The sequence below is a fragment of the Tsukamurella sp. M9C genome (genome assembly GCF_020169415.1).
In the GTDB taxonomy this organism is placed as follows: Bacteria; Actinomycetota; Actinomycetes; order Mycobacteriales; family Mycobacteriaceae; genus Tsukamurella.
Window position 1 is genome coordinate 16014 of record NZ_JAIULG010000019.1, and the last position, 15624, is coordinate 31637.

The following is a 15624-nucleotide window of genomic DNA, read 5'->3' on the forward strand; positions in this document are numbered from 1 at the left end:
TCAGCGAGATAGGCGGGTGAAGACACGGTGCACGACGCCCGCGGCGGGGCTCACCGTCGACTCGATCGAGAACCGCTCCTGCACGCCCTCGAGCCCGTCCCACAGCCGCTCGCCGCGGCCGAGCACGATCGGCGTCTCCACCAGGTGCAGGTGATCGATCAAATCGGCGGCGAGGAATTCGCGCACCGTCGACACGCCCCCGCCGATGCGGATGTCCTTCTCGCCCGCGATCTCCCGGGCGGCCGCGACGGCCTCGGCGGGCGAGGCGTCGAGGAACCGGAACTCGACGCCGTCCTCCGTGCTGAACGTGGGCCGGGGCCGACTCGTGAGCACGATGATCGGGGTGGTGAACGGCGTCTGCTCGCCCCACCAGCCGCGCCAGGACTCGTCGGCGAGCACCTCGGGCGTGGGCGCGAACTTGCCGCGGCCCATGATCTCCACGCCGATGCCCTCGTCCCAGGCCTCGGCGAAGGCGTCGTCGACGCCGCGCGCCGCGCTGGTCAGCCCGTGGATCGCGGCGCCCCGTCGCGTGCCGAAGAACCACTCCATGAGCGACCCACCCGCATGCCCGAAGGGCGCGTCCACGCTCTGGTCCGCGCCGGTGCCGAAGCCGTCGAGAGAGATCGCGAAGTTGTGCACCCGCACCTGACCCGTCATGCGGATCAGGCTAGCCGCGATCAGCCCTCGAGGAGCTTCTTCCGCAGCGCCTCGTCCTTGGCCAGCACCATCTTCTCGAGGTCCGCCTGGAAGGCGGCCATCCGTGACCGGAGAGCGGGGTCGGCGGCGCCGAGGATGCGCACGGCCAGGAGGCCGGCGTTGCGGGCGCCGCCCACGGACACCGTCGCCACGGGGATGCCGGCGGGCATCTGCACGATCGACAGCAGCGAGTCCATGCCGTCGAGGTGCTTGAGCGGCACCGGCACGCCGATCACCGGCAGCGGCGTCGCGGAGGCGACCATGCCCGGCAGGTGCGCGGCGCCGCCGGCGCCGGCGATGATCACCTCGACGCCCCGGTCCGCGGCGCCCTTCGCGTAGTCGAGCATCCGCTGCGGGGTGCGGTGCGCCGAGACCACGCCCACCTCGAACCGGATCCCGAACTCGGCGAGCGCCTCGGCGGCGGCCTCCATCGTCGGCCAGTCCGAGTCGCTGCCCATGATCAATCCGACGCGGGGTCCGTCAGCCATGCTCGCTCCATCCATCGGTCCACTCCGCGGTCGCCATCCAGTGCGCCGCGCGTTCCGCCCGCTCCCGCAGCTCCGCCACGTAGTCGGGATCGTTCCGGTCGCCGTCCAGGCCGCCGACCAGGTTCACGTGCCCCACCTTGCGGTCGGGCCGCCCGTCCTTGCCGTACATGTGCACGTGCGCCTCGGGCATCCGGGCCATGAGGTGGTGCAGCCGCTCGTCGACGCCCATCTCGGGCTCCGACGGTGCGCCGAGCACGTTCGCCATCACGGTGAGCGGCGCGGTCGCGGCCGTGTCCCCCAGCGGGTAGTCGAGCACCGCCCGCAGGTGCTGCTCGAACTGGCTGGTGACGCTGCCGTTCATCGACCAGTGACCGGAGTTGTGGGGACGCATCGCGAGCTCGTTGACCAGCATCTCGCCCGACGGGGTCTGGAACAGCTCGACCGCCATCACGCCGACGACGCCCAGCTCGTTCGCGAGCCGCAGCGCGAGCGACTCGGCGAAGGAGGACTCCTCGTCGGAGAGGTTCGGCGCGGGCGCGAGCACGACGGCGCACTGCCCGTTCCGCTGCACCGTCTCCACGACGGGCCAGGTCGCCCCTTGCCCGAAGGGCGAGCGCGCGACCATCGCCGACAGCTCCCGGGCCAGCTCGACCCGCTGCTCGGCGAGCAGCTGCACCCCGGCCGCGAGCTGCTGCTCCGCGACCTCCAGCGCCTCGTCCAGCGTGTCCGGCAGCCACACGCCGCGGCCGTCGTAGCCGCCCCGCACGGCCTTGAGCACGACGGCACCGTCGAACCGCTCCCAGAAGGCCTCGACGTCGGCGACGGTGGCGATCTCCGCGAAGCCCGGCACGGGCGCGCCGAGCTCGGCCAGACGGTGCCGCATCGCCAGCTTGTCCTGCGCGTACAGCAGCGCCTGCGGCGGCGGGTTGACGGTCACGCCCTCGGCCTGCAGCTGCAGCAGGTGCTCGGTGGGCACACCCTCGTGGTCGAAGGTCAGCGCATGCGCGCCGGTCGCGACGCGGCGCAGGTCCTCGATCCGGTCGTGGTCGCCGAGCACCACGTCGGCGCACACCTGGGGCGCGGGCTCGTCGGGGGCGGCGGCCAGGACGCGCAGGGACTGCCCCAGCGCGATCGCGGCCTGATGGGTCATGCGGGCCAGCTGACCTCCGCCGACCATGGCCACCACGGGCCGCGACCGGCGCGGTTGAACATCACTCACCGCTCCATAATCGCAGGTCCACGCCGCCGCGGGGGCGCCCGGCACGGCGCACGCCCCCGGTACCGACCGCGTCACACTCTCCGCGGTACTATTCACAGTTCCGTTAGAGTGGCGCACGTGGCTTTCATCGAGGCGATTCTGGATCGCACCCCGGCACCGCTCCGCGGTCTCGTCATGCAGCACCACGAGCTGATCAAGTTCGCCATCGTGGGCAGCACGACGGCGGTCTTCGACCTCGCCATCTTCTACGGCCTCGTGCTCACCGTGCTGGACGAGAAGCCGACCGTCGCGAAGATCTTCTCCGGCGTCTGCGCCGTGATCCTCTCCTACATCCTCAACAGCGAGTGGAGCTTCAAGCACCGCGGCGGCCGCGAGAAGCACCACGAGGCGCTGCTCTTCTTCGCGATCTCGGGCATCGGCGTGCTCATCATGGCCGCCCCCATCTTCATCGCGAACAACTTCTTCAACCTGCGCGCCACCGACTCGAAGACCACGCTGATCATCGTCGACTTCGTGCTCAACTACATCGTCGGCAACCTGCTGCAGATGGCCTTCCGGTTCTGGGCGCTGCGCCGCTACGCCTTCCCCGAGGACATGCGCGACGCCCCGGTCGAGGAGTCGATCCCCGACGACGAGACCAGCGCTTCCACCGAGCGCTGAGCCTCCCGGGCGTGCGGCACCGGATCCTCCGCTCGACCATCGCGGTCGTCGCGGTCACCGGCCTCTTCCTGGGCCTCCCGCTCATGTTCTACACGTGGCGCTGGCTCGACGACGCGGCCCGCACCGACCTCCAGCACCGGCTGCAGCGCGCCTCGTCCGCGATTCTGCTCCAGGAGCAGAGCACCGGCGTGACCGACGAGCCGCCGGTCGAGGCGCTCCGGCTGCTGGTCCCCTCCGACGGCCGCCTCGTGCTCACCTACACCGACCGGACCGGGGCCCCGCGCGAGCTCGCCGTCGGCAGCGGCCCGATCGAGCACGCCATGGTCGAGGGCACCTCGCTGGGCGACGCGGGGATGCTGCGGATCGAGCAGGACTACGCCGGCGTGCGCGACGGCCAGTTCCGGGCGCTCAGCGTCGAGCTGATCGTCATGGTGCTGTCGCTGACCGCGGGCGTCGTCGTCGCGGCGGTCACCGCGAGCCGCGTCGCCGACCCCGTGCAGGAGGTCGCCGAGCGCGCGCAGCGCCTCGCGAACGGCGATTTCCGGCCCGACCCGCACCGGCACGGCATCGAGGAGCTCGACCGCGTGCTCGACGTGCTCGACACCGCGACGGTGGAGATCGCCGACCGGCTGCAGCGCGAGCGGCAGATCGTCGGCGACGTCTCGCACCAGCTGCGCAGCCGCCTCACCGCCATCCACATCCGCCTCGACGAGCTCACCCTGCACCCCGACCCCGAGGTGGTCACCGAGGCGCGGGCCGCCCTCGACCAGGTCGACCGGCTCACCTCGTCCGTCGGCGACATGGTCAAGATGTCGCGGACCGAGCGATCGCCGCAGGGCACCGTCGACGTGCGGGCCGAGCTCGCGCCCCTGCTGGCCGACCTCGCCCCGTCGTTCGACCGGGCCGGGAGGCGCCTCACGGTGCTCCCGCCCGACGGTCCGCCGCTCCCCGCCCGGGCCACCGCCACGCGGGTCCGGGAGGCGACGGCGGTGCTCGTAGACAACGCCCTGATGCACGGCCGCGGCGAGGTCGTCGTGCGACTCGGCTCCGTCGGCGCGCACACCGTGCTGGTCACGGTCACCGACGAGGGCTCCGGCATCTCCGACGGTGACGCCCAGCGCATCTTCCGGCGCGGCTACTCCGTGGGCGACGGGACCGGGGTCGGCCTGGCGCTGGCCCGCGCCTTCGTCGAGGGCGACGGCGGGCGCCTCCAACTGCAGAGCCGCAAGCCGACGACCTTCGCCATGTTCCTGCCCGCGGCCGCGCCCGACGTCACGCCGGCCGGCGCCCCCGCGGCGCCGGAGCCCGAGCCCCGCTGAGCGCAACGCCCGTCACGCCGCCGCTCGGGCGCGGTCCATGACGTACTCGGCGAAGGCGGTGATCACCAGTGAGGGGTTGGCGCCGCAGGCGTACCCCGGGTTGAGCGCGCCGTCGACGACGCGGATCGCCGGGTGCCCGTGCAGGCGACCGGTGTCATCGGTCGCGAGCCCGATCGGGACCCCGCCCAGCGGGTGGGCGGTGAAGGAGAGCGGCAGCGCGTTCGAGCTCGTCCCGAACCCGGGCACCGGGCCCCCGACGGGCACCCCGGGGAGCGGATCGAGGGCGATGCCGCCGTTGGCGTCGGTCACCCGGCGCAGGATCCGGGCGTTGGCCGCGCCGGCATCGCGGGTGATCGCCGCGGGCGCCACGATCAGCGCGGCGCGGCCACCCACGGTGGTCCACGACGTCCGGTTCTCCCAGTCGACGGTCTCGGTGAAGTACGAGATGAGGGGCAGCGGCAGCGGCAGACCCGCGGTCTCGACGCGCACGGGCAGGTGATGCGGGTCGTCGTCGACGAACGCGGAGGTGACGATCGGCGCGGCCTGGAGCTCGAGCGGGCGGCCCACGAGCCGCGCGCTGAACTGGTTGCCGTTGTCGCCCACGCGCGTCCCGACGTGCTCGTTCAGGCGGGTCAGCCCGCCCGCCAGGCGGGAGTTCAGCAGCAGCTCGGTGCTGCCCCACGCGCCCGCGCCCAGATACAGCTCGTCGCACGTGTACGTCCGCCGGCGGAGCACGCCGCCGGCGGCGTCGAGCTCCTCGGCGTGCACGGCGACCCGGCCCCGCTCCTGGGACAGTCCGGTCACCCGCTGCAGGGTCCGCAGCCGCACGCTTCCGCTGCCGAGGGCCGTCCGCAGGTAGGTGCCGCCGAGTTCCCGCTTGCTGCCGTTACTGTTGCCGAAGACGATCTCGCCCGCCGTCATCGACGGCCGGACCTCGCCGCGCAGCTCGCGGCGCACGACGTCCCAGTTCACGGTGGAGAGCAGGGATGCGCAGGACCAGCCCGCCCGCGCCATCGACTGCTCGAACTCGACCATGGCCGCGAAGGGGCGGCTGCGCCGGACGTCGTCGGGGATCGCGGCGGCGCGCAGCCGCCGGACCGCCCGCGGCACGTACTCCCCGATCAGCTCCGGGTACCGGGGCCCGTGACGGAACACCTTGTCGTAGTACTTCGGGTGCGGCGGCACCGTCGCGCCGTGGTAGACGACGGATCCCCCGCCGACGGCGGCGCCGCGCGCGACGCCGACGGTGCCCGCGACCTCCACATCGAGCACTCCGGTGCGCCCGAGCGCCGGCTCCCAGAGGGCGTTGGGGTGCAGCACGTCGGTCCCGGCCGCGTACACCGCGGCGTGGTCGTCGTGGTCGTACGAGCGTCCGCGCTCGAGCACGAGCGTGTCGACGCCCGCCGCGCCGAGTCGGGCCGCCGCCACGGCGCCGCCGAAGCCGGTGCCGATGACGATGGCGGCGAAGTGCGTCTGCTCGGGAGCGGCCCGCACGGGCGCGGGCAGGGCCCCGGCGGCGATCGCGGCGGCGGCGCCGAGGAGCACCGACCGTCGAGTCACGGCGGGGCGGGGTTCGACTTTCACCGCGTGAGCATATGTTGCGTTCGCAACATGGACGCGCGTTCGGGGTACCTACACGGCGTCGAACCGGAAGCCGACGCCGCGGACGGTCACGATGCGCCGCTGCGTGCCGGTGTCGTCGCCGATCTTCCGGCGCAGCCAGGAGATGTGCATGTCGAGGGTCTTGGAGCCGCGCAGGTCGGAGTCGCCCCAGACGTCGGCGAGGATCTCCTCGCGGGTGAGGAGGCGGCCCGCGTGCTCCATGAGGAACCGCAGCAGCTCGAACTCCTTGTTCGCGAGGGCCACGTCGGCGCCGTCGACGGTGACCCGCCGCGCGGTCGAGTCCAGCCGGATGCCGCCCGCCTCCACCACCTCCGGCGCGTCCTGCGCGGGCGCGCTGCGCCGCAGGAGGGCGCGGGTGCGGGCCATCAGCTCGAACATGCGGAAGGGCTTTCCCACGTAGTCGTCGGCGCCCGCGTCGAGGCCCACCACGAAGTCCATCTCGTCGGTGCGGGCGGTCAGCATCAGGACGGCGAGTTCGGGGCGCGCGGCGCGCACCTCGCGGCACACCTCGAGCCCGTCCAGCTCGGGCAGCCCGAGATCGAGGATGAGCAGCGCGTACTCCTCGTCGAGCGCCCGCCGGAGCGCGTCGGTGCCCGTGCCCGCCACGTCCACCTCGTAGCCCTCGCGCGACAGCGCACGGGCCAGTGGTGAGGCGATGGCCTCGTCGTCCTCGGCCAGGAGCACCCGCGTCGTCATGACCGCCGAGAGTACTCCGCGGAGCCGTCGTCGCGGCCGCGGTAGTCGTCGGCGTCGTCGAGCGCGTCGACGATGAGCGCGTGGGTCGCGGCGATCCGCGGCACGTCGGGGAAGTCGAGCGGGTCCTCCCCCGCCGATTCGACGGTCAGTACACCGCTCCGCAGCGCGCGGTCGACCAGTCGCTGGTGGTACTGCACCGAGTTGATGCGGCGCAGCGGGATGTCGATGCCGCGGCGCCGCACGATGCCCGAGCGGAACATGATCCGCAGGTCGGTGACCACGAGATGGGTCGCGCGCCAGACCGCCCACGGGCGCGCCGTGAACCAGCCGACGATCAGGACCCACACCACGACGATCGCGAGCAGCAGCCAGTCGGGCAGCGCACCGTCGAGCTTCGCGCGGCTGAGCAGGCCGAGCGCGACGCCCGCCGCGGCGCACGCGGCGAACAGCGCGAGGACCGGCACGATCATCCGGGTGGCGTGCGGCCGGGTGTGCAGCAGGATCCGCTCGTCGTCGACGAGCGCCTTCGCCGGGAACCCCACTGCTCAGGCCGGTCGTAGGTGGGTGACGTCGCCGGCGGAGAGCACGTGCCGCTTCCCGGCCGCGTCCTGCACCACGATGCGGCCCTCGGCGTCGACGTCGACGGCGGTGCCGCGGAGCACCTCGTCGGCGGGGAGCGAGACCGTCACCTCCTGCCCGACGGTGACGCAGGCGGCCAGGTAGTCGGCGCGGGCGGCGGCGGGGTCGTCGGTCCAGGCGGTCAGCCCGGCGTCGAGGTGACGCAGGTAGGCGATCGCCAGCGCGGTGCGGTCGGGGTCCTCCGCGCCGGCCAGCTGGAGCGACGTGGCCGTCTCGACCGGCAGGTCGGCCTCGGCCAGCGTGGTGTTGAGGCCCGTGCCGATCACGGCGACGAGGTTCCCGCCGGGCGCGGTCGCCAGCTCGGAGAGGATGCCGGCGGTCTTGCCGCCGCGCCCCCCGGGCTCGGCCTCGAGCAGCACGTCGTTCGGCCACTTGAGGCCGGCGCGCAGGCCGGTCACCTCGCGCACCGCGGCGACGGCGGCGACGCCGGTGACCAGCGAGAGCCAGCCCGCGCGGGGGGCAGCGGCGGCGGGCACGGCGACGGTCACCGAGATCGGCAGGAAGCTTCCGGCGGGCGCGGACCACAGCCGCTGGTGCCGGCCGCGGCCGGCGGTCTGCACGTCGGCGATGAGCACGCGGCCGGGCTCGTCGCCCGCGCGGACGCCGTCCGCGAGATCGGCGTTGGTGGAGCCGGTGCTGGGCACCACTGACACCTGGTGCCAGCGCGTGCCGCGCACGGCTGCGGCGATCGCCGCCTGATCGGGGAGCACCACGACGTCCTCCTTCTATGGGCAGTGCGGTTCGGAATCGACTCTATTGGTTAGAGTCGGGTCCATGACGAGTGCCTCCACCACCGACGGCGCCTCCGGCGGCAACACCGCTGACGCCGAGCCCAGCATCCACACCACGGCCGGCAAGCTGGCCGCCTTCCGCAAGAAGGACGCCGAGGCGATGGCCCCGATGGGCCAGGGCGCCATCGACAAGGTGCACGAGAAGGGCCGGCTGACGGCCCGCGAGCGCGTGCTGGCGCTGCTGGACGAGGGCTCGTTCGTGGAGCTGGACAAGCTGGCGCAGCACCGGTCCACCAACTTCGGCATGGCCGCGCGCCGCCCGATCGGCGACGGCGTGGTGGCCGGCTACGGCACCATCGACGGCCGCGAGGTGTGCGTCTTCAGCCAGGACTCGACCGTCTTCGGCGGCTCGCTCGGCGAGGTCTACGGCGAGAAGATCGTCAAGGTCATGGACCTGGCCACCAAGACGGGCCGCCCGCTGGTCGGCATCATCGACGGTGCCGGCGCGCGCATCCAGGAGGGCGTCGTCTCGCTCGCCCTGTATTCGCAGATCTTCTTCCGCAACACGCAGGCCTCGGGCGTCATCCCGCAGATCTCCGTGGTGATGGGCGCCGCCGCCGGCGGCCACGTCTACTCCCCCGCGCTCACCGACTTCGTGGTGATGGTCGATCACGAGAGCCAGATGTTCATCACCGGCCCGGACGTCATCAAGTCCGTGACCGGCGAGGAGGTCACCAAGGAGGAGCTGGGCGGCGCCCAGACCCACATGACCAAGTCGGGCACCGCCCACTACGTCGCGTCGGGCGAGCAGGACGCGCTGGACTACGTCCGCGAGCTGCTCACGTACCTGCCGTCGAACAACCGCGCCGAGGCCCCGCGCTTCGTCCCGACCGACCCGCTCACGGGCTCGATCGAGGAGTCGGTCAACGACGAGGACCGCGAGCTGGACACGCTGATCCCGGATTCGCCGAACCAGCCGTACGACATGCACGAGGTCATCCGTCGCCTGCTCGACGACGACGAGTTCCTCGAGATCCAGCCGCAGCGCGCGATGAACATCATCGTGGGCTTCGGCCGCATCGACGGCCGCAGCGTCGGCATCGTCGCGAACCAGCCCACCCAGCTGGCCGGCTGCCTCGACATCGACGCCTCGGAGAAGGCCGCCCGCTTCGTGCGCTTCTGCGACGCCTTCAACATCCCGATCGTCACCCTCGTCGACGTGCCCGGCTTCCTGCCCGGCACCGGCCAGGAGTACGACGGCATCATCCGCCGCGGCGCGAAGCTGCTCTACGCCTACGGCGAGGCCACCGTCCCGAAGATCACCGTGGTCACCCGCAAGGCGTACGGCGGCGCGTACTGCGTCATGGGCAGCAAGGACATGGGCGCCGACATCAACCTCGCGTGGCCCACCGCCCAGTTCGCGGTGATGGGCGCGGGCGGCGCCGTAGGCTTCGTCTACCGCAAGGAGCTCGCGGAGGCCGCCGACAAGGGCGAGGACGTCGAGGCCCTGCGCCTGAAGCTGCAGGAGGAGTACGAGGACACCCTGGTCAACCCGTACGTGGCGGCCGAGCGCGGCTACGTCGACGCGGTGATCCCGCCCTCGCACACCCGCGGCCAGATCGTCACGGCGCTGAACATGCTGGAGCGCAAGGTCGTCGCCACCCTGCCCAAGAAGCACGGGAACATCCCGCTGTGAGCGCCGAGCAGAAGCCGGTCAAGGCCAGCGCCACCGACGTCGAGAAGCTCAAGGCGGCCATCCGGTTCGAGAAGGGCAACCCGTCGGCCGCGGACGTCGCCGCTGTCGTCGCGGTGCTCGCCGCGGCCACCGGCTCGGCGCCGCAGTCCGGCCCGGAGGGCCCGAAGTCGCTGTGGGGCCGGAACCGCGACCGCATGCGGCCGCAGTACTTCAACGGCCCCAACGCCTTCACCAGCCAGACGCCGGTGTTCTGGACCAAGGGGTCCTGATCCCCGCTCCCGTGCGGCTCGTGCTCGCGTCGGCTTCGCCGGCGCGGCTGTCGGTGCTCCGCGCCGCGGGCACGTCGCCGCTGGTCTCCGTGTCGCAGGTCGACGAGGGCGCGATCCTCGCCGGCCTGGGCCCGGACGTCGCGCACGAGGACGCCGTCGCCGCGCTCGCGCGGGCCAAGGCGCAGGACGTGGTCGCGCGGATCCTCGCCGAGGAGCCGCTGCCCGGCCGCGCCGTGGTGATCGGCTGCGATTCGATGCTCTCCATCGACGGGGAGCTGGTCGGTAAGCCGCACACCCCCGAGGTCGCGGCGGCGCGCTGGCGCGCGATGCGCGGCCGCACGGGTCGCCTCCTCACGGGGCACTGCGCGATCCTCCTCGACGACGGTGCCGTGGCCGGCGAGGCCGGCGGCACCCGCGCGACGACGCTGCGGTTCGGCGCACCGTCGGACGCGGAGATCGAGGCGTACGTCGCGACGGGCGAACCCCTGCAGGTGGCCGGCGCGTTCACGCTCGACGGCCTCGGCGGCTGGTTCGTCGAGGGCATCGACGGCGACCCGAGCTCCGTCATCGGCATCTCCCTGCCGCTGACCCGGCAGCTGCTGACCGAGTTGGGCGTGTCCCCGGTCGCCCTGTGGTCGGACCGAGCCTGATCTTCGTCATCACGGACGTGGTGGACCTCACAGGATTCTCGATCCAAATTTCGTAAGCATTGCGTTAACTCCCCGCAATCAGCGCGTTTCCGCAGCTGAGAACCACTGTCGAAGCTTCAATCGCGTACACCGTTCGAGCTGCAAGAACACCGAAGCAATCGCCCACCACAATGTTCACCAACCCTGGTCAAGGGTCCGGGAGCGTGACGAGCGACACCACTACTTCGCCTCGCGAAAGGAATGGACGTCGTTTTAGCGTCATCCCATGACCACGACGCTCCGCCCCCTCGCCTCCTCCGAGATCGGCTTCGTGGGCCCGCACCCCACCACGTGCGCCTTCGAGCTGACCGTGCGCGGCCCGCTGGACTCCGAGGCGCTCACCCACGCCTTCGCCGCGCTGCGCGCCGAGCACCCCGCACTCGACGCCGCCGTCGCGCCCGCGGGTGACGGCTACGCCTTCGTCGCCCCCGCGGGCGGCGCCGCCCGCACCGACGGCCCCGGCGCGCCGCTCGTCGACCCCGCCACGGCCCTGGCCCGCCTGCACGTCACCTCGTTCGACGACCGGCACCGCATCGCGCTCGCCGTCAACCACGCCCTCGCCGACGGCACGCACCTCTACGCACTGCTGCGCAGGCTCTGGTCGCACTACACCGCGCTCGTGCGCACCGGCGCCACGGACATCGGGGCGCCGCAGCCGTTCCCGGGCTCGGCGCAGCGGGTCCTCGCCGACCTCGACGTCCCCAAGGTCAGCACCGGCCGCGCCCGGCTCGACGGTGCGCGGTGGTACGGCAGCGCGCCCGTCCTCGGCCCGCGCGGCGGCGACGCCGTGCTCCCCGAGACGATCTCGCTGCGCTTCTCCCCCGAGACCACCGCGGGGCTCCTCGCCGCCGCCGAGGGCATCGGCCTGAACGCCCTGCTCTCCGGCATCCTGCTCACCGCGGAGCGGGCCGGCTTCCTGGGCGAGGACCCCGCCGCACCCGTCCGGATCGGCGCGATGACCCTCGTCGATCTCCGCCGCCGGGTGCGCCCGCTGCTCGACCCGACCGAGGTGACCAACTTCGTCGGCGCCTCGTACGCGGCGCCCGAGCTCACGTCCGCCTCCGACCCCGCCGCCGTGGGCGACGAGCTCGCCCGCACCGTCCGCCGGGACGTCCGGGGCGGCCGCGCGCTCACGGCGCTGGCGATCGCGGCCGCGGCGGGCGAGGCGCCCGAGCCCCCGGTCGTGCTCAGCAACCTCGGCCCGATCGACGTGGAGCTCCCCGACGGGCTGCTCGCGGAGGACCTGCGCCCGATCCTGTCCATGGACTCCGCCGCCCTGCACGTGCCCGACGGTCCGCGGCGCCCGTCCCCGTCGGCGACGATCCACCAGATCTCGACGTTCCGCGGCCGCCTCGGGATCGAGGCGATCACCCTGGGCGGCACCGCCTCCGCCGACGCCCGGGCCGCCGTCGCCGACCGCATCGACGCCCTGGTCCACGCCGCGGCCCGCCGGGCACCCGCCGCCTGACGCCCCGCACCGCCGCCGTCCCCGCCGAACCCGCCGTCCAGAACAGGAGCCGCACATGCAGAACCACCGCGCACTCACCTTCTCCGAGGCCTCCTTCGTCCGCCCCACTTCCCGGGAGGTGATCGGCACGTCGTTCGAGCTGCGCGGCACGGTCGACGGCACCGCGCTGCGCTCCGCGTTCACGGCCCTGCTGGAGGAGTACCCCGTGCTCGCGGCCCGCATCGTGGACGTCAAGGGCCGCCCGCACTTCGCCCCGGGCGACGCCGCCGTCGCCGCCGCGATCGGCTTCCGCGACACCACCGCGCCGTGGACCGGCTACGAGCAGACGCCGCCGTGGTTCGTCGGCTCCGAGCAGCTGGCGGCGCTGTCGCTCACCGGGATCGGCGATCGGTACCGGCTCACCCTGTGGGCGAGCCACGCTGCGACGGACGGCTCCGGCATCGTCGCGATCGCCGCCCGGTTGTTCGAGCTGTACACCGCGCTGGCGAGCGGAGCGACGCCGATCATCCGGCGCGCCAACGATTTCCCCGCCGAGCCGCACCTGGTGATGGCGGCGCGCGGCCACCTCCCCGAGGAGCTGGATTACGAGGAGCGGCTGGCGGGCACGGTCTGGCACGGCGCGGTCCCGGCGGAGTTCCCCGACGAGCCCGGGCCGGACGTCGACGACGCACTGCGGGTCCGGTTCACCGCCGGCGAGAGCGCGGCGCTCGACGCCGCCGCCCGCTCCCACGGGGTCTCGTCCCACGCGCTGGTCAGCGGCCTCATCGCCCGCGCCGAGCTCGCCGAGTGCGCGGAGGACTCCACCGTCGCCCTCCTGACGCCGGTCGACTTCCGCAGCCGCATCACGCCGCCGATCCCCCTGCGCTCGGTCACCGCGCTGTGCGGCTTCTCCTACGTCGCCGTCGGCGACGGCCCGACCGCCGAGATCGCGCGCGCCGTCGCCGATCGGATCCGCTCCGACGTGCGCGACGGGACCGTGCTGCGGACCGCGGTGAGCCCGATGCCCGACGCGCGGACCCGGCGCCACGGCCCGCCCGTGCTCATCAGCAACCTGGGCGAGGTCCCGGCACCGGCCGTCCCCGGCGGGCTCGAGGTGCTCGACTTCCACGCGCAGATCGTCCGCAGCGCCGGCGGGATCCGCGAGTACGCCGCGGGCCACACCGGCACGGGCGTGCCGGCCGCGCCGATCGGCACCTCCTACCTGGTCTCCGCCTTCGGCGGGCGGCTCTCGATCGAGCTGCGGGTCCTGCCCGGCACCCTCGACCCGCAGACCCGTCTCCGCCTCCTCGACCGCATCGCCGACGGTGCGCACGCCCTGTTCGAGATCGGCACCGCGGCATGACGGTCCCCCTCGCCGACACCGAGTCGCCGCCGGCCCCGCCGGTGGCGCTGCTGGTCGACGTCGGCCTGCAGCTGGGCGTGTACTTCGCGCTGCGCTACCTCGTCGGCGCGGGGCAGCTCGTCGCGCTCGTCACCGGCACCGCGCTGGTGGCGGTCCGGATCCTGGCCCGCTCGATCGCGCGCCGGGCGGCCGACCCGCTGGAGCTGTTCACCCTCACGCTGCTCGCCTGCTCGATCACCGCGGCCGCGATCTCGGGCAGCCCCCGCGTGATCCTGCTGGTGGAGACGGCCATCGGCGGCCTCATGGCCGTCGCGATCGCCGCCGGCCTGGTGCTGCGGCGGCGCGCCGTCGCCACGCTGATGATGCGGCTCACGGTGCGCGGCGACGCGGCGCGGGCCCAGCAGTGGAACCGCCGCGTGCGCACCGAGCGCCGCTGCGTGCGGGCGATCGGCGCCGTCGACCCGCTGTGGCTCGTCGCGGTCGTCATCAGCACCACCGCCTCGATCAGCGCGGCGCTGGGCCTGCCCATCGACTACGCGGTGGTCGCCTGCCAGGTGATCCCCCTGCTGGTCGCCGTCCCCGTGCTCCCGCTCACGCTGCTCCTCCTGCGCCCCGTCCGGGCCGCTCTCGCCGGCGCCGCCGACGAGGGCGTCGTCCGGGCTTCTCGAACCGAGCTCCATCCGACCGTCGAAAGGACGAACTGACATGAAGGTCTGCATCCTCGCCATGGGGAGCCGCGGCGACGTCCAGCCGACGATCGCGATCGGGCTCGCGCTCCGCGCCCGCGGGCACGAGGTGACCATCGCCGCGATGGGCGATCCGCTGGTGCGGCTCATCCGTTCCGCGGGCCTGGACGCCCACCGGCTCAACGACTTCGTGCCGGACTACGACGACGACTACCGCGACGTGATCCACCGCCCCGTCGAGCGGATGCGTGCCTACGGCCGCTGGCTGGTGCGCAACATCGCCACCATCTCCCGGGAGACCGAGACCGTGTGCCGCGACGCGGACGTGGTGCTGACCCACTCGGACGCCGTCGATTTCGCGCTGCCGATCACCCGCCGCAGCGGCGCGACGATCATCAGCTACCGGTTCTTCCCCGGCACCACCAACAGCGTCTACCCGATGACGCAGTACACCCCCGCAGGCCTGACCAGCGACGTGCTGTCCCGGTCGCCGCGCATGGTCAAGCGCGCGACCTGGGCGCTCGGCGACTCCTTCACCTGGACGCACGTGCGGGCCGCGGTGAACTTCCACCGGATGTCGGTGGGCGAGGCGCCGTACCGCTCGCGGCGCGCGAAGAACCGCGACGCCAACGAGATCGTCGATCTGCAGCTCTACGACCCCGCCCTCACCCCGGACCTGGTCCCCGAGTTCAGCCGGACGCGGCCGATGCTCGGCTTCCTCGAGGTCCCCGCCGACGCCTGGCTCCGCCAGGGCGAGCAGAAGCGCACCGACGCCGACCTCATGGCCTGGCTCGAGGACGGCGACGCCCCGATCTATTGGGGCTTCGGCAGCATGCGAATCGCGGACCCGGACGGCATGGCACGCACCTTCGCCCGCGTCTGCGCCGAGCGCGGCCGCCGCGGCCTCATCGTCGCCGGCTGGAGCGATCTGGTCGGCGCCGACCTCGGCGACCACGTCCGGGTCGTCGACGAGGTGGTGCACGCGGAGGTGCTGCCGCACTGCGCCGCCGCCGTGCACCACGGCGGGGCGGGCACGACGGCCGCGTCGCTGCGCGCCGGGCTGCCCACGCTGATCTGCCCGGTACTCGCGGACCAGCCCTTCTGGGGCGCGCGGGTCACCGACCTCGGCGTCGGCGCCTGCCTGCCGATGCGCAATCTCACCGCGGAGCGCCTGCACGCGGCCTTCGACCTGCTGCTCGATCCGGCCACCCGCCGTCGGGCGCAGCGCATCTCGTCGCTCATCGACCTCGGCGACATCCCCGCGCGCCGGGCCGCGACGATCATCGAGTCGATCGCGGAGGACGACGGCGTGGACGTGCGCACCGTCGCGGCCGTGACGGCGCCCGACACCGTCGACTTCGACGCCGCCGACGTGGTCTCCCTCGCCGGGCTGGAGGTGTGAG

Annotated in this window: 16 protein-coding genes; 9 read left to right on the forward strand and 7 right to left on the reverse strand. The window is 73.3% G+C overall.

The window, feature by feature from the left end; genetic code table 11:
- The 3 genes from LB823_RS11295 to LB823_RS11305 are packed head-to-tail and all read right to left on the reverse strand — an operon-like array spanning position 1 to position 2361.
- Positions 1 to 657 (reverse strand): dihydrofolate reductase family protein, encoded by a 657-nt coding sequence (locus LB823_RS11295; protein WP_224647217.1) that lies wholly within the window; start codon positions 655 to 657, stop codon positions 1 to 3.
- Positions 658 to 677: 20 nt separating this feature from the next.
- The gene (gene purE, locus LB823_RS11300) at positions 678 to 1184 is read right to left on the reverse strand and encodes a 5-(carboxyamino)imidazole ribonucleotide mutase (RefSeq protein WP_224647218.1); all 507 of its coding nucleotides are present in this window, start codon (positions 1182 to 1184) and stop codon (positions 678 to 680) included.
- Positions 1177 to 2361, reverse strand: coding sequence for a 5-(carboxyamino)imidazole ribonucleotide synthase (locus LB823_RS11305; protein WP_255603462.1), 1185 nt, complete (start codon positions 2359 to 2361; stop codon positions 1177 to 1179). Before LB823_RS11305 ends, purE begins: the two co-directional genes overlap by 8 nt.
- Positions 2362 to 2577: 216 nt before the next feature.
- Here LB823_RS11305 and LB823_RS11310 point away from each other — a divergent pair, with 216 nt between their 5' ends.
- Entirely contained in the window at positions 2578 to 3063 is a 486-nt protein-coding gene (locus LB823_RS11310) for a GtrA family protein (RefSeq protein WP_255603464.1), read from the forward strand.
- A gap of 11 nt (positions 3064 to 3074) precedes the next feature.
- Complete coding sequence (locus LB823_RS11315; RefSeq protein WP_224647222.1) at positions 3075 to 4382, forward strand: HAMP domain-containing sensor histidine kinase; 1308 nt, start codon at positions 3075 to 3077, stop codon at positions 4380 to 4382.
- 12 nt (positions 4383 to 4394) lie between these two features.
- Here the strand turns inward: LB823_RS11315 and LB823_RS11320 are convergent, their stop codons facing one another.
- From LB823_RS11320 to LB823_RS11335, 4 genes are read right to left on the reverse strand one after another with little or no spacing between them, the layout of a single operon-like run.
- Positions 4395 to 5966 carry a GMC oxidoreductase gene (locus LB823_RS11320; protein ID WP_224647224.1) on the reverse strand — a complete coding sequence of 524 codons (1572 nt, stop codon included), beginning with the start codon at positions 5964 to 5966 and terminating at the stop codon, positions 4395 to 4397.
- A gap of 48 nt (positions 5967 to 6014) precedes the next feature.
- Positions 6015 to 6701 (reverse strand): response regulator transcription factor, encoded by a 687-nt coding sequence (locus LB823_RS11325; protein ID WP_224647226.1) that lies wholly within the window; start codon positions 6699 to 6701, stop codon positions 6015 to 6017.
- Entirely contained in the window at positions 6698 to 7243 is a 546-nt protein-coding gene (locus LB823_RS11330; RefSeq protein ID WP_224647228.1) for a PH domain-containing protein, read from the reverse strand. The genes LB823_RS11325 and LB823_RS11330 overlap by 4 nt, the downstream gene beginning before the upstream one ends.
- Positions 7244 to 7246: 3 nt before the next feature.
- The gene (locus tag LB823_RS11335; RefSeq protein WP_224647230.1) at positions 7247 to 8053 is read right to left on the reverse strand and encodes a biotin--[acetyl-CoA-carboxylase] ligase; all 807 of its coding nucleotides are present in this window, start codon (positions 8051 to 8053) and stop codon (positions 7247 to 7249) included.
- A 61-nt stretch (positions 8054 to 8114) separates the two neighbouring features.
- On the opposite strand from LB823_RS11335, the gene LB823_RS11340 reads away from it, so the two are divergent.
- The 7 genes from LB823_RS11340 (at position 8115) to LB823_RS11370 (ending at position 15623) form a co-directional block, all read left to right on the forward strand.
- Positions 8115 to 9767 carry an acyl-CoA carboxylase subunit beta gene (locus LB823_RS11340; protein ID WP_224647232.1) on the forward strand — a complete coding sequence of 551 codons (1653 nt, stop codon included), beginning with the start codon at positions 8115 to 8117 and terminating at the stop codon, positions 9765 to 9767.
- A complete protein-coding gene (locus tag LB823_RS11345; RefSeq protein WP_224647233.1) occupies positions 9764 to 10036 on the forward strand; it encodes an acyl-CoA carboxylase epsilon subunit in 273 nt (90 codons plus the stop codon). The genes LB823_RS11340 and LB823_RS11345 overlap by 4 nt, the downstream gene beginning before the upstream one ends.
- Positions 10037 to 10056: 20 nt before the next feature.
- On the forward strand, positions 10057 to 10686 hold the full coding sequence (locus LB823_RS11350) for a nucleoside triphosphate pyrophosphatase (RefSeq protein WP_224647234.1): 630 nt from the start codon (positions 10057 to 10059) through the stop codon (positions 10684 to 10686).
- Between the two features lie 265 nt (positions 10687 to 10951).
- Positions 10952 to 12193 carry a hypothetical protein gene (locus LB823_RS11355; protein WP_224647236.1) on the forward strand — a complete coding sequence of 414 codons (1242 nt, stop codon included), beginning with the start codon at positions 10952 to 10954 and terminating at the stop codon, positions 12191 to 12193.
- A gap of 55 nt (positions 12194 to 12248) precedes the next feature.
- Positions 12249 to 13535, forward strand: a complete 1287-nt coding sequence (locus tag LB823_RS11360; RefSeq protein ID WP_224647238.1) for an acyltransferase — start codon at positions 12249 to 12251, stop codon at positions 13533 to 13535.
- On the forward strand, positions 13532 to 14239 hold the full coding sequence (locus LB823_RS11365; protein WP_224647239.1) for a VC0807 family protein: 708 nt from the start codon (positions 13532 to 13534) through the stop codon (positions 14237 to 14239). The genes LB823_RS11360 and LB823_RS11365 overlap by 4 nt, the downstream gene beginning before the upstream one ends.
- A gap of 1 nt (position 14240) precedes the next feature.
- Positions 14241 to 15623, forward strand: coding sequence for a glycosyltransferase (locus LB823_RS11370; RefSeq protein ID WP_224647241.1), 1383 nt, complete (start codon positions 14241 to 14243; stop codon positions 15621 to 15623).
- Position 15624 lies beyond the last annotated feature (1 nt).

Bases quoted from the DNA above. Each gene is read 5' to 3' on its own strand.
- LB823_RS11295 (WP_224647217.1), bottom strand. From the start codon at position 657: ATGACGGGTCAGGTGCGGGTGCACAACTTCGCGATCTCTCTCGACGGC.
- purE (WP_224647218.1), bottom strand. From the start codon at position 1,184: ATGGCTGACGGACCCCGCGTCGGATTGATCATGGGCAGCGACTCGGAC.
- LB823_RS11305 (WP_255603462.1), bottom strand. From the start codon at position 2,361: ATGGTCGGCGGAGGTCAGCTGGCCCGCATGACCCATCAGGCCGCGATC.
- LB823_RS11310 (WP_255603464.1), top strand. From the start codon at position 2,578: ATGCAGCACCACGAGCTGATCAAGTTCGCCATCGTGGGCAGCACGACG.
- LB823_RS11325 (WP_224647226.1), bottom strand. From the start codon at position 6,701: ATGACGACGCGGGTGCTCCTGGCCGAGGACGACGAGGCCATCGCCTCA.
- LB823_RS11340 (WP_224647232.1), top strand. From the start codon at position 8,115: ATGACGAGTGCCTCCACCACCGACGGCGCCTCCGGCGGCAACACCGCT.
- LB823_RS11355 (WP_224647236.1), top strand. From the start codon at position 10,952: ATGACCACGACGCTCCGCCCCCTCGCCTCCTCCGAGATCGGCTTCGTG.
- LB823_RS11360 (WP_224647238.1), top strand. From the start codon at position 12,249: ATGCAGAACCACCGCGCACTCACCTTCTCCGAGGCCTCCTTCGTCCGC.
- LB823_RS11365 (WP_224647239.1), top strand. From the start codon at position 13,532: ATGACGGTCCCCCTCGCCGACACCGAGTCGCCGCCGGCCCCGCCGGTG.
- LB823_RS11370 (WP_224647241.1), top strand. From the start codon at position 14,241: ATGAAGGTCTGCATCCTCGCCATGGGGAGCCGCGGCGACGTCCAGCCG.